Below are 13,112 nucleotides of genomic sequence, written 5' to 3'. Positions count from 1 at the left end.
ACCTCAGGACGCAGGCAAAAAGCAGTTAAAAAACCAGACTCAGGTCCAGGCGCCCTTCCCTCACCGGCGGGCACCAGTAATAGCCACCGGTCAGCGGTTTGCTGATGCGATACAGGCCATCGACGATCCCGTCCTCCAACCCGCTCATACGCCGAAGCTGGGCCTCAAACGCATCGAAGGAATGCCCGAAGGCGAGAAACATCAACCCCGCTTGGCCATTCTCGGCCCAGGGCATCGAACGACGTACCACGAAGGCTTCCGGGGTAAAGCTCTCCTGGGCCGTGCGTTTGGTATGGGCCGATTCCGGGGCGTCGTCGAGTTCTTCGTTGTCGCCATGGCGACGGCCGATAATGTGATCCCGCTCCTGGGCAGGCAATGCGGCGAAACCGTCGAGATCGTGCTGCCATTGCTGGATCGCGGCAAAGCTGGCGCCGCTGTCGGTCAACGCCGCTTCCACGGCGGCATCGTCGTGAGGGTTCTCTGTGCCGTCTTCGTAGTCGGTCAGGTCAAAACCGGTCTTGTAGCGGAAGCCTTCAATCGATTGCACCAGGGCAAACGCCGGGGCCAGGGCTTTTTCGACGGCCCGGCTGCGCAGCAGCAACTCACCGCGATCCACCCCATGCAGCCATACCCACAACGCCTGCTGGGTGGACGGGTTGTGCGCGCCAGGGGCGCTTACTGAGGGAAATGCGCGCAGCCCTTCAATCTCGGCGCCCAGTGCCTTTACCAGCGGCTCACCGAAACCGACCACCGCCTGCGCATCCGTCAGTTGCACCAGCGCGTCCAATGCTGCGGGCACGGCTTGCAGGGAATCGAGGGCGAAAAACAGATGGCGGGCCTGCAAAGGCACCGGTGCGGCAAGAATGCCCGGCTGGTACTGACTCATGTGAACTCCTTCTGAAAAGCCGCGCAGTTTACCCGGCGAGCACCGCGCTGCGAACAACAATGCGCGTAAGCCTTGCCTTAGAGCCGTCAGTTGGGTGACTCTCTAGTCATGTTTTGCAACTATTCCAGGGGTAGCGACATGACCACCAGCAACCTGCTCGCCCAGCTGTTTCCCACTTCCGTCTCCCAGATTCCCGAGCAATTTCGCCTGGCGGCGCCCATTGAACAGCGCGACTACCTGGTCGATGGCCAGCTGCGGGTGTGGAACGGCCCGCTTGCGCGCGTGCAAAGCCCGGTGCAGTTGGGCGATGAACGCGTGCATATCGGCAGCACGCCGCTGCTGGACGCGGAGACCGCCCTAACCGCGCTGGATGCGGCGGTGCGTGCTTATGACCGTGGCCAGGGTGAGTGGCCGACGATGCGCGTTGTTGAGCGCATCCAGCACGTCGAGGCGTTTTTGCGGCGTATGCGCGAACAGCGCGACGCGGTGGTGAAACTGCTCATGTGGGAAATCGGCAAGAACCTCAAGGACTCGCAGAAAGAATTCGACCGCACCTGCGACTACATCACCGACACCATCAATGCCCTCAAGGAGCTTGACCGCCGCAGTAGCCGCTTCGAACTGGAGCAGGACACCCTCGGACAAATCCGCCGCGTGCCCCTGGGCGTGGCGCTGTGCATGGGGCCTTACAACTACCCCTTGAACGAGACCTTCACCACGCTGATCCCGGCCTTGATCATGGGCAATACCGTGGTGTTCAAGCCGGCCAAGCTCGGTGTGCTGTTGATCCGCCCGTTACTGGAGGCGTTCCGCGACAGCTTCCCGGCCGGGGTGATCAACGTGATCTACGGCAGCGGCCGCGAGACCGTGAGCGCGCTGATGGCCAGCGGCAAGATCGATATCTTTGCATTTATCGGCACCAACAAGGCCGCCAGTGATTTGAAAAAACTGCACCCCAAGCCACACCGTTTGCGTGCTGCGCTGGGCCTGGATGCCAAAAACCCGGGGATCGTGCTGCCCGAAGTGGACTTGGACAACGCGGTGAACGAAGCCGTCACCGGCTCGCTGTCGTTCAACGGCCAGCGTTGCACCGCGTTGAAGATCCTGTTCGTGCATGAAGACGTGGTCGAGCGCTTTATCGAGAAATTCAACGCCAAGCTGGCGACGCTCAAGCCCGGCATGCCGTGGGAGGATGGCGTGGCGCTGACGCCACTGCCGGAAGTGGGCAAGGTCGATTACCTCAGCGAACTGGTGGCCGATGCGGCGCGCCATGGCGCCAAGGTCATGAACCCCGAGGGCGGCAGCAGCCGTGGTTCGTTCTTCTACCCGGCGGTGCTGTACCCGGTAAACCCGCAGATGCGCGTCTACCACGAAGAGCAATTTGGCCCGGTGGTGCCGATCGTGCCCTATCGTGACCTGGAGACCGTGATCGACTACGTGCTGGACTCGGATTTCGGCCAGCAGTTGAGCCTCTTCGGCACCGACCCCGTGGCAGTCGGACGCCTGGTGGACACCTTCGCCAACCAGGTGGGCCGTATCAATATCAATGCCCAATGCCAGCGCGGGCCGGACACCTTCCCCTTCAACGGGCGCAAGAACTCGGCCGAAGGCACGTTGTCGGTGCATGATGCCTTGCGCGTGTTCTCGATCCGCACCTTGGTGGCAACCAAGTTTCAGGAAAGTAACAAGGCGTTGGTCAGCGATATTTTGCGCAACCGCGATTCGAGTTTCCTGACTACCGATTACATCTTCTAAAATCAACCCCGTTCCAATGTGCAGACAGGTCAGTGTGGGAGCTGGCTTGCCTGCGATGCCGGCACCTCGGTCTTTCAGTCAGGTCGCGGTGATGCTATCGCAGGCAAGCCAGCTCCCACATTTGATCGCGCGCACTCAGATAATCGAGGCCACTTTACTGCTGATGAACCTGCCCTTCTTTGCCCGGCGCCTGCTGCGCCCCTTGCTCGACCCCTACCGCCGCTTTCGCCATGCCAAGCTGATCCACGCCGCGCGCGTGTCGGTGGGGTTGCTGGCAACCATCCTGCTGACCACCGGCCTCAACCTGCCCCACGGTGAATGGGCGTCGGTGACCATGCTGATCGTGATCGGCGGGTTGCAGCACCACGGCAATATCGGCAAGAAAGCCGTCGAGCGCGCCTACGGCACCTTGATCGGCGCCAGCGTCGGCTTGCTGCTGGTGGTGCAGCAGGCTTACTTCGGCCTGCCGTTGCTCACCTACCTGTTGATGTCGGTGGTGTGCGGGTTCTTTTCCTATCACGCCATCGGCAAAGGCGGCTATATCGCACTGCTGTCGGCGATCACGGTGTTTATCGTCGCCGGCCACGGCGATAACCCTATCTCCGATGGATTGTGGCGCACCGTCGATATCCTGATCGGCATTGTGCTGGCCCTGGCGTTTTCCTTTGCCTTGCCGTTGTACGCCGTGTATTCGTGGCGCTACAACCTGGCCAGCGCCCTGCGTGACTGCGCGCAGATTTATAGCCGGATCATCAATGGCCAATCGGTAACTGACGATGAACACCTCAAGCTGCTCAACCGCTTGAACGGGGCGATGGTGCAACTGCGCTCGTTGATGCCGTCGGTGTCCAAGGAAGTGCGGATTTCCATGACTGAACTGGATGCGATCCAGCGGCACCTGCGCCTGTGCATCAGCACCCTGGAGATTCTGGGCAATACCCGGCCGGCCCCGCGTGATGAGCAGTCCACGGCGCGGATGCAAGTCATGTTGAAAGCCGAGCATCGGCAGATTCGGGTGCAGTTGGTGGGGATGGCGCGGGCATTGAAGTCGGGGGCGACGGAGCGGTTGGAGCGTACCGGTCACGCCCATGCCAGTGAGCCTGCGCTTGATGCACCGGTGTACAGCGCGCTGGATGGGTATCGCCTGTTGACCCTGCAACTGGCGGCGAACGTGGATCAGATGCGTCAACGGCTTGGCAAAAGTGCCGCACGCTGGAAGATTTAGCGACAGCTGGAGAGCAGCTTTACGCACATCGACACATTCACACTTTCTCTTACATATTTTTCACGTTTTATTCACAAGCCGAGACGTAGTGTGAAGCCTCATCCGTTACAAACGTTGCATATCAAGCCCGCCGCCCCAGCGGGCTTTTTTTTGCCTGCCTTTTGGTGCTGGAAAACGCCCCGCTTTTGTAGGAGCGAGCTTGCTCGCGAAGAACGTAATGACGGCGCGGTTAACCAGAATGCCCGCGTTATCGTTGACGTTATTCGCGAGCAAGCTCGTTCCTACAGGGGTTTGAGGATTGGCTTCAGCGTGTGGCTTGTTCGCGAATGGCGCGCTGGGTATCCAGCACCTTCGCCAACGCCGTTTCAGCCTCTGCACTCTGCTGCGGCACTCGGATCGCTGCCGACACCAAGGTAATCAGCTTGGCCATCACCTCGGCATCCGTGGCCGGGCGGCCCAGGCTCATGGAGTTCATCAGCAAGCGCAGTTCGGTGCCGGCCATGACGCCGGAGATGGCCTTGAGTGCAAATTGCAGGCGCACCCCCAGTTCATTACGTGGCAAATCCGGCAAGGCCAGGGCGAAGGCTTCGAAGAACCGCTGGAACACCGGCTGGTAATGGACCTTGAGGTATTCCTGAATGAACGGCGACGTGTCGCTGTAGACCCGGCCCAGGAAGCGGATGAACGAACGCCCTTCCCCGCTGGCTGGGTCGCTGCGCTCCAGGCCCATGGCCGGGGCAAACAGCACGCCCAGTAGCGTGTCGCAGTCCAGTGGGCCATCGGATTCGGCTTCACAGCGCGCAAGCAATTCCAGGCGCTGCTCGTTGAGCGGCTCCAGGCGCTGCATCAGCAGGGTTTTCATCAGGGAGTCCTTGTCCCCGAAGTGGTAGTTCACCGCCGCCAGGTTGACCTGGGCGCGTTCGGTTATCTGCCGTAGCAACACGGCGTCATAGCCGTACTTGATAAAAAGAGCCTCTGTCGCATCCAGCAGTCGAGTCTTGGTAACGTTTGGAGCGCTGAGTTTCTTCGCGACCATATGGATTCCACGGCGGAAATATTGTTTTAAAAAATAATTTGATTTTTTATACCGGGGCGGCCCGTCGAAAGCAAGTAGTGACACTCCGCCATATCTTCCAAAGCCTGTATAACCGGGCTTTTGAGACCAGGTATGGGATTTTTGTGAGCCACACACAGGTGACGGCGAAATCGCTTCGAGAGAGAAAACCGCTCTACCTCCGTGGCTGGCGAAGCGTCAGGAAGGCAGTTACTATTCAAACAATATTTTAAAAACAAGAAATAAAACCAGTCCGTGACGCGTACAGGCAGCTTCCGAACTTGTTACAAGGGTTTTCGGGGAGCACGTCGGCACCGTCGAGACTGCAGGCGTAGTCATGATGACACAGACCCCCGCGCAACCCGGCTTGATTTCCCTGCAAGGCATCGGCAAGCGCTATCAGCTCGCCGGGCAAGAGTTGAACATTCTCAATGACGTGTGCCTGTCCATCGCCAGCGGTGACAGCTGCGGTATCCTCGGTGCCTCCGGCTCCGGCAAAAGCACCCTGCTCAACATCCTCGGCCTGCTGGACCTGCCCAACTGCGGCCAATACCACTTTGCCGGCCACGATATTTTCAACGCCACCCCCGATGAGCTGGCGGCGATCCGCAACCAGCAGATCGGCTTCGTGTTCCAGAGCTTCAACCTGCTGCCCCGCCTCAGTGCCCTGGACAATGTCGCACTGCCCTTGAGTTATCGCGGCGTGTCGCGGCATGAATCGGTGGAACACGCCCAGCGCATGCTCGCACAAGTCGGCCTCGCCGAACGCGCCCACCACCGCCCCGCCGACCTCTCCGGCGGCCAGCGCCAGCGCGTGGCCATTGCTCGCGCCCTGGTAGGCAACCCCTCGGTGATTTTGGCCGACGAACCCACCGGCAACCTCGACAGCACCACCGCCCAGGAGATCATGGACCTGCTGCTGAACCTCAATCGTGACCAACAGGTGACGCTGATCATCGTCACCCACGACCCCCACATTGCCGACCGCCTGGAGCGCAAGATCCTGGTGCGCAATGGCGTGGTGCGTGAGGCCGGGCGCCCATGAGCCTGCGGGTCGAGCAGAACCTCAGCCACCTGCTGCATGAAGCGTTTATCAGCCTGCGTACCTTGGGCAAGCGCTCGATCCTGGCGCTCCTGGGGATCGTCATCGGCAGTTCCTCGGTGGTGGCGCTGATCAATATCGGCCACAACGCGGCGGTGGATGCGGCGATGATTTTCAAGGACATGGGTACCGACACCCTCATCGCCCAGTTCCCGCCCAAGGGCAGCAGCAACGTGCCGATGCGCACCCAGCTCGACCTCGACGCGGTGCGCCAGGCAGTGCCAGGCATTGCCCATATCGGCGCGCTCAGCCTGTTCAGCGGGCCCATTGTGTTTCATGGGCGGACCGCCAATGCCAACTTTGTCGGCAGTACTGCGGGCATCCAGGACGCCATGCGCCTGGCGCTGCGTGAGGGGCGCTTCCTGTCACCCTTCGATGCCAACGAAACCTACGGAGTGATCGGCGACCAACTCGCCCAGGCCCTTGGCGCGCCAGGTGACCCGCTGCAACTGGGCGACCGTGTGCGTATCAACGATTACCTGTTTGTGGTGGTGGGCATCCTGCGCAACCAGCCCAGGGCCATGCTGATGCCGGTGCAAGCCAACGAATCGTTGTTTATTCCCGCCGAGGGCATGCGCCGCATCTACGCCAACCCGCAGATCAACAACCTGATCATTCGCGCAGCGCCGGGACAGGACATGGAACGTATCGCCAAGGATGCCGCCGCCGCGCTGCAACCCCAGCTCACCGACCATAGCGTCGACATCACAGTGCCCCAGCAAATGATCGATGGCATGACCCGCCAAAGCCGCACCTTCGCCTACCTGCTGCTGGCCCTCGGCGCGATCTCCCTGGTAGGCGGCGGTGTCGGAGTGATGAACGTGATGCTGATGAACGTCTCGGAACGCCGCCGTGAGATCGGCATCCGCATGGCCTTGGGCGCACGCCAGCGGGACATCCGTAATCTGTTTTTGCTCGAAGCGGTCACCCTCACCGCCGTGGGGGCCCTGTGCGGCGCAGTCCTGGGCATGACTGCCGCCTGGGTGTATGCGTGGCTGTCGGGCTGGGCGTTTTCCCTGGCGGTGGCCGCGCTGCCCCTGGGCGTGGGCAGCACGTTGCTGGTGGGGTTGTTCTTTGGCATTTATCCGGCGGTGTCGGCCTCACGCTTGCAGCCGGTTGAGGCCCTGCGCGATGAATAAGTACCTGGCACTGCTCATGCTGATCAGCCTGCCGGGCATGGCCGCCGATGTGGTGATCCCCCCTCAGGCCCCCAGCACTACCCGCAGCGGCTACGAGCGTAGCGTCTCGCTGAATGCCCAGGCCACCACCATGACCCTGGGGGACGCGGTGTACCTGGGCCTGCGTAATAACCCGGCGATCCGCAGCGCCTACCTGCAACGGGTGGCGCAGAAGTTCGACCTGCGCGTGGCCGAAGACGTGTTCAACCCCAAACTCACCCTCAACAGCTATTACCGCAGCACCCGCGGCTCCCAAGACAATGCGCGCAACGCCAACGTCGCGCCCACCAGCAGCCTGCTCGGCGAATACGGCACGCGCTTGAGCATGGCCTGGACCCAGCAGTTGAACAATGCCAACCGCGCCGGCCGCTACCGCAGCGACGGCCTGGACCTGGCGATCATCCAACCGCTGATGCGCGGGGCCGGTTGGGATGCCACCACCGCACCGCTGCGCCTGTCGCGCCTGGCCGAGCAGGCCAACCGCCTGAACCTCAAAGCCACCGTGGCGCAGACCATCAGCCAGATCATCGCCACCTACCGCGAATTGTTGCGCGCCCAGGAACAGTTGGTGATCGTCCAGGAAGCGCTCAAACGCTCCACTACTTTACTGGAGGTGAACAAAGCGCTGATCAGCGCCGGGCGCATGGCCGAGTTCGAGATCGTCCAGACCGAAGCCGATATCGCCACCCAGCAATTAGGCGTGGAAGAAGCGCGCAACCAACTCGACACCAGCCGCCTGGCGTTGCTGCGCCTGCTGGCCCTGGACCTGTCGACACCGGTGCGTGCCACCGAGGCCCTGGAAGCCACCCCCCTGGAGATCGACAAAAGCCAGGCCTTCAACCTCGCGCAAAACCAGCAACCGGAATACCTCGCCGCCCTGCTCGGCAGTCAGCAGGCCGACCTCAACCTGGTGATCGCCAAGGATTCCGGGCGCTGGCAGGTGGACCTGGTCGCCGGCGCCAACCAGGTGCGCGCCGCCACCGACAACGACAACGGCCATGACAATAACCGTACCTGGGACAGCTACGCCGGGGTGCAGGTGCAGATCCCCATTGGCGACATCAGCACGCGCCAGGCCGAGGTACGTGCGCGAGTGAATGTGGAGGATCAGGAAATCCGCATTACCGACGCTCGTCAGGAACTTGAGCGTAACGTCAACAATGTGGTGCGTGACCTCGGCACCCGCTGGCGCCAATATGAAATCTCCAAGCGCGCCGTGGAGTTGTCCAGACGCAAGATCGAGATCGAGCGGGAAAAGCTCAGCGCCGGGCGCTCCACCAACTTTCAGGTGCTGAGCTTCGAGACCGACCTGCGCAACGCCGAAAATGCCCAGCTCAATGCGCTGATCGCTTATTTGAACGCCCAGACCCAGCTCGATCTGACCCTGGGCATGACGCTGGAAAGTTGGGAAATTGCCCTCAATGACTACTAACAGAAAATCCCTGCTGGCCGTTGCCTTGATCCTGCTGTTGGCCGGCGCGGCCGCCGGCCTGCTCAGTCAACGCAGCGGGGCTGAGCAAGCGGCTACAGGCGAACAATGGCTGGCCGTAAAGCCCGACCCATTGGTGCACCAGATCGGCCTGGTGGGCAAGATCGAGCCTGACACCACCGTCGTCCTGACAGCACCGTTCGACGGCAATGTGCTGGCCAACCTGGTCGAACAAGGCCAGCGCGTCGAGGCCGGCCAGGTCCTGTTGCGCATGGACCCGGCGACGCTTGAAATACAGCTGCGCGACGCCCTCTCCGCGCAACTCAAGGCCCGGCGTACCGTGCAGGAAATGCAGGACTGGGGCAGCAGCCCCACCGTCAGCCGCGCCCGTCGCAGTTTACGCACCGCTGAAATGACCGCAGGCAACACCCAACGCAAACTCACCGAGAGCGAAAACCTGTTCAAGCGCGGCATCATCCCGCGCAACGAACTGGATGACCTCAAACAGCAAACCCAGCAACAGCAATTGGACTTGGTGGCGGCGCGCAGTGAGCTGCAACAAGCCCTGGACCAAGGCCAGGGCGAATACCGGCAGATCGCCGAGATGGAGCTGACCAATGCCACGGTGAAGTACCAAGCCTTGCAAACACTGCTCGAAGGCAAGGAGGTCAAGGCGCCCTTCTCCGGCATCGTAGTACCGGCGCCCGGCAACACCAATACCGCTCAAGGTGGCGGCAATAACAACGCGCCGGTGCAGGCCGGCAGCAAGGTCAGCCAGGGCCAGGTGCTGTTCGGCCTGGCCAATATCGAACGCTTGAAAATCGTCGCCAAAGTCTCAGAGCTGGATATCAACCAGTTGCGTCAGGGTCAGGCCGTTGAAGTCATGGGCGATGGCTTTGATGGCGAGCGGCTGTCGGGTTCAGTCAGTGTGGTCAGCGGCCTGGCCATCGCCAGCGACAGCCAGGGCAGCGCGCAGTTTCCGGTGACCTTGTCGATCCCCACCCTGACGCCCCAGCAGTTGCAGCGGGTGCGTCTGGGCATGAGTGCGCGGTTGACGATTGTCACTTATAACAATGACCAGGCGATCGTGATTCCCAGCCAGGCGATCCAGGCGGACATGACGGTGGAGTATCGGGCGGCGATGGATAAACCGGTGCAGCGGGTGAAAGTGACCCCTGGGCAATCGACGCCCCAGGGGATTGAGGTGTTTGGGCTGACATCCGGGTTTGTGAAAATCTCAAGATAAAAGGAGAACACAATGTGGGAGCGGGCTTGCCCGCGAAAGCGGTGTGTCAGTCACTGCATCTGTTACTGCACTAGCGCTTTCGCAGGCAAGCCAGCTCCCACAGTCAAACCTGTAACAGCCTGGCGGCCAGCGCCTTGGCCTGCAGGGCCACATCGGTCACCGCCGTGCTCTCCCACCACATGCCCCGCAACGGCGGCCCCATGGCGAACAGTCGCTGGCTGACCTGGCCGCGAGCATCCAGCACCGCCCCCGTTGCATCCGCCGCAATCCCCAGCGCCAGCGGCCCAGGCTGGACCAACCCACGCTTGAGCAGTTGCTGCGGTAAAGGCCGGGCCACCCGGCGCCAGTCGTATTCGATGCCGCTGGAATTGATCAGCGCAGCGCCCAACACCTGGGTGATCACATCCTCGCCACGGTAACGCACCGCAATGGCAACTCCCTCTTGCACCGGCACCAAGCCCTTGAACGACGCCGCCTGAATCCGCAATCGCCCTTGCTCCTGCAACCGCGCCACCAACTGCGCGCTCAAGGGCGGCGAACGGTGGTGATGGCTTTCCCACCAAGGCCGTACATGCCGCACGAACTGGCGCTTGTGAGCCTCACTGGCCTGGCTCCACAGGCGTGCTATGTGCACGCGCACCGTGTCCAGCGGTGCCTGCCAGTCAATACCTTGCCTCAGCGCGAGCTGGCATTGGCGTCGCACCTCACGCAGCAATTGTCGGGGGCTGCTCAGGCTGTGGTCGGCGGCGAGGAAGTCGTCCCAGCTCGGCGGTTGCCGGCGTACATGGGGCAACAAGCCGTGCCGCGAAAAAACCTCGATAGGCCCGCGATGCCCGGCCTGTTCCAGGGAGACCACGGCATCGACCATGGTCAGACCGGAGCCGATGATCAGTACGGTCGATTGTGGGTCGAGACGAGTCATCGCGGGGACATCCCAAGGGTCCAACGCGGCGGCATTCAATCCTGTGGACTCGGTCTGCGGAGTGCGCGCCGCCGCAAACATGCCGGTGGCCAATACCGCACAGGCGCCGCGCAGTTGCTCGCCAGTATCGAGGGTCAACAACGCCGAGGTGGAGTCGACTTGCAGGTCTACCCCTTCGGCGCGGATGTGCTCGACGATCGAGGTGGACACTGCCTTGGCTTGCGCCAGACGCTGCTGGGCGTACAGGCCGAAAAGCCCCCGCGGCGGGAACAGTTCGCTGATGGGCACATGCTGTTGGTACGACTCGGGCCATCCGCCGGCGCTGATGTAGTCGGTGAGCCATTGGGTCAGGTCGTCGGCGTTGTCCGGGTCAACGCTCATACGCGCCGCATTGCCGTTTAGCGTATGCCCCAATTCGACCGCGCTGTAGGCTTCGCCGCGCCCCAGTTCAGCACGGGGTTCGACTATCAGGATGCGCCGCGTGCCCGGCAGGCGCAGCAGTTGCACGGCCAGCATCGTGCCGCTCAGGCCACCACCGATGATCAGTACGTCTGCAACGCGGGTGGATTCACTCATGCCAGTTCGCCCTTATTGTTGCTCAAATCACCACATTTCGAACAAACCGTACCGCCGCGCTCCCATCATTGCGATAAGCATGGGGCTGGTGGCTGGCGAACATAAAGAACTCTCCAGCCTCGATGACAGTTTCCTGATCACCTATCACCAGCGTCAGGCTGCCCTCGAACACAAACAGTTGCTCGCTCCACCCTTCCAAATCAGGGTCCGGGCAATAACGATCACCAGGCTCAAGCCGCCACTCCCACAATTCGACTTCACGCCGTGCCGTGGCCTTGGCCAGCAACACTGCCTTACTGCCGACAATCTCGCCCGCCCAGGCCAGCTCGTTGATACGGCTGTGGTCCCGCACATCCGGCGCCTGGATCAGGTCACTGAACGCCACGTCCAACGCTTCGGCGACACGGTCCAGGGTCGACAGGCTGACGTTCTTCTCCCCCGCCTCAATCGCCACCAGCATACGCCGGCTGACTCCGGACTTTTCCGAGAGCGCGGTCTGGCTCAAGTCGGCGGCATGGCGCAGGCGACGAACGTTCTGGCTGACGTGCTGCAGGACCGAAGCCCGTTGCGGATTTTCTTTGTGCACTATATTGCTCAATAGGTGGGTGTGCGCAGTATACTGCCCAGCGTGCGGCGCATTGTGCGGTCCGTGCTTTCCCCTTGCAAGACCGAGCCGCCATGACCGCCCCGAACTCCCCTTCGCGTTTCAACCGTTTCAGTAAAGCCGAATGCATCCTGGTGGTGATCACCATGATCTGGGGCGGCACCTTTTTGCTGGTGCAGCACGCCATGGCGGTCAGCGGGCCGATGTTCTTTGTCGGCCTGCGCTTCGCAGCCGCGACGATTGTGGTGGGGTTCTTTTCCTTGCGCACCCTGCGCGACCTGACCCTGTTCGAATTGAAGGCCGGAGTGTTTATCGGGGTGGCGATCATGTTCGGCTACGGTTTGCAGACCATCGGCCTGCAGACGATCCTGAGCAGCCAGTCGGCGTTCATTACCGCGCTCTATGTACCGTTCGTGCCGCTGTTGCAGTGGCTGGTCCTGGGCCGTCGCCCCGGGTTGATGCCCAGCATCGGCATCATGCTGGCATTTGCCGGCTTGATGCTGTTGACCGGCCCGGCAGGGGCCTCGCTGAACTTCAGTGCGGGTGAAATCGCCACTTTGATCGGTGCAGTGGCAATAGCGGCCGAGATCATCTTGATCAGCGCATTTGCCGGCCAGGTGGATATTCGCCGGGTGACCGTGGTGCAACTGGCCACCGCTTCGGTGCTGTCGTTCATGATGGTGGTGCCCATGGGCGAGGCGTTACCGGGCTTTTCGTGGTTGCTGCTGTTCAGCGCCGTAGGCCTGGGCTTGACCAGTGCGGTGATCCAGGTGGCAATGAACTGGGCCCAGCAAAGTGTTTCGCCAACGCGGGCGACGTTGATTTATGCCGGTGAGCCGGTGTGGGCAGGCGTTGTGGGGCGGATCGCCGGGGAACGGTTCCCGCCAATCGCGATGCTGGGTGCGGTGTTGATTGTGCTGGCGGTGATTGTGAGTGAGTTGAAGACCAAAGGGCAAAAGGCCGTTGAGCTGGCAGATGCCTTGGAACAGGAGCGTCAGGGCTAACCTGGGAACGCTGGGGTGCCAGGTCTATCGTCATCGCGGGCAAGCCCGAATACCAGCCAGTTAAGGCTTTTTGTAGGAGCGAGCTTGCTCGCGAAAAACTTACAGGCGCCGCGTTCACTCAGCAAACCCAC

At 61.7% G+C, this 13,112-nt stretch carries 12 protein-coding genes; 7 read left to right on the top strand and 5 right to left on the bottom strand.

Features of this window, described 5'->3' with window-relative positions:
• Window positions 1–25: 25 nt before the first annotated feature.
• Window positions 26–886, bottom strand: coding sequence for a Dyp-type peroxidase (locus BT199_RS03755; RefSeq protein WP_020302316.1), 861 nt, complete (start codon window positions 884–886; stop codon window positions 26–28).
• A gap of 138 nt (window positions 887–1,024) precedes the next feature.
• Here BT199_RS03755 and BT199_RS03750 point away from each other — a divergent pair, with 138 nt between their 5' ends.
• The gene (locus BT199_RS03750) at window positions 1,025–2,641 is read left to right on the top strand and encodes an NADP-dependent glyceraldehyde-3-phosphate dehydrogenase (protein ID WP_020302317.1); all 1,617 of its coding nucleotides are present in this window, start codon (window positions 1,025–1,027) and stop codon (window positions 2,639–2,641) included.
• Window positions 2,642–2,804: 163 nt separating this feature from the next.
• Window positions 2,805–3,866 (top strand): FUSC family protein, encoded by a 1,062-nt coding sequence (locus BT199_RS03745; protein WP_072433920.1) that lies wholly within the window; start codon window positions 2,805–2,807, stop codon window positions 3,864–3,866.
• 105 nt (window positions 3,867–3,971) lie between these two features.
• On the opposite strand, the gene BT199_RS27175 is transcribed toward BT199_RS03745, so the two are convergent.
• Window positions 3,972–4,139 carry a hypothetical protein gene (locus BT199_RS27175; RefSeq protein ID WP_155717093.1) on the bottom strand — a complete coding sequence of 56 codons (168 nt, stop codon included), beginning with the start codon at window positions 4,137–4,139 and terminating at the stop codon, window positions 3,972–3,974.
• Window positions 4,140–4,170: 31 nt separating this feature from the next.
• Window positions 4,171–4,902, bottom strand: a complete 732-nt coding sequence (locus BT199_RS03740) for a TetR/AcrR family transcriptional regulator (RefSeq protein ID WP_014718925.1) — start codon at window positions 4,900–4,902, stop codon at window positions 4,171–4,173.
• 355 nt (window positions 4,903–5,257) lie between these two features.
• On the opposite strand from BT199_RS03740, the gene BT199_RS03735 reads away from it, so the two are divergent.
• From BT199_RS03735 to BT199_RS03720, 4 genes are read left to right on the top strand one after another with little or no spacing between them, the layout of a single operon-like run.
• A complete protein-coding gene (locus BT199_RS03735) occupies window positions 5,258–5,965 on the top strand; it encodes an ABC transporter ATP-binding protein (RefSeq protein WP_020302320.1) in 708 nt (235 codons plus the stop codon).
• Window positions 5,962–7,161: an ABC transporter permease gene (locus tag BT199_RS03730; protein ID WP_072433918.1), complete on the top strand. Its 1,200-nt coding sequence runs from the start codon at window positions 5,962–5,964 to the stop codon at window positions 7,159–7,161. The genes BT199_RS03735 and BT199_RS03730 overlap by 4 nt, the downstream gene beginning before the upstream one ends.
• Window positions 7,154–8,632: a TolC family protein gene (locus tag BT199_RS03725; protein WP_072433916.1), complete on the top strand. Its 1,479-nt coding sequence runs from the start codon at window positions 7,154–7,156 to the stop codon at window positions 8,630–8,632. The genes BT199_RS03730 and BT199_RS03725 overlap by 8 nt, the downstream gene beginning before the upstream one ends.
• On the top strand, window positions 8,622–9,875 hold the full coding sequence (locus BT199_RS03720; RefSeq protein ID WP_072433915.1) for an efflux RND transporter periplasmic adaptor subunit: 1,254 nt from the start codon (window positions 8,622–8,624) through the stop codon (window positions 9,873–9,875). The genes BT199_RS03725 and BT199_RS03720 overlap by 11 nt, the downstream gene beginning before the upstream one ends.
• Before the next feature lie 103 nt (window positions 9,876–9,978).
• Here BT199_RS03720 and BT199_RS03715 read toward each other — a convergent pair whose 3' ends face one another.
• Window positions 9,979–11,373 (bottom strand): FAD/NAD(P)-binding protein, encoded by a 1,395-nt coding sequence (locus BT199_RS03715; RefSeq protein ID WP_072433914.1) that lies wholly within the window; start codon window positions 11,371–11,373, stop codon window positions 9,979–9,981.
• A 22-nt stretch (window positions 11,374–11,395) separates the two neighbouring features.
• Window positions 11,396–11,959 (bottom strand): helix-turn-helix domain-containing protein, encoded by a 564-nt coding sequence (locus BT199_RS03710; RefSeq protein WP_038450543.1) that lies wholly within the window; start codon window positions 11,957–11,959, stop codon window positions 11,396–11,398.
• Window positions 11,960–12,051: 92 nt separating this feature from the next.
• Between BT199_RS03710 and BT199_RS03705 the strand changes: the two genes are divergently transcribed.
• A complete protein-coding gene (locus tag BT199_RS03705; RefSeq protein WP_072433912.1) occupies window positions 12,052–12,981 on the top strand; it encodes a DMT family transporter in 930 nt (309 codons plus the stop codon).
• Window positions 12,982–13,112: the final 131 nt, after the last annotated feature.

It is taken from the genome of Pseudomonas sp. NFR02 (assembly GCF_900119375.1).
GTDB lineage: Bacteria > Pseudomonadota > Gammaproteobacteria > Pseudomonadales > Pseudomonadaceae > Aquipseudomonas > Aquipseudomonas paracarnis.
Note: the sequence above shows the minus strand (reverse complement) of the source record. Positions and strands in the feature narration are given on the sequence as shown.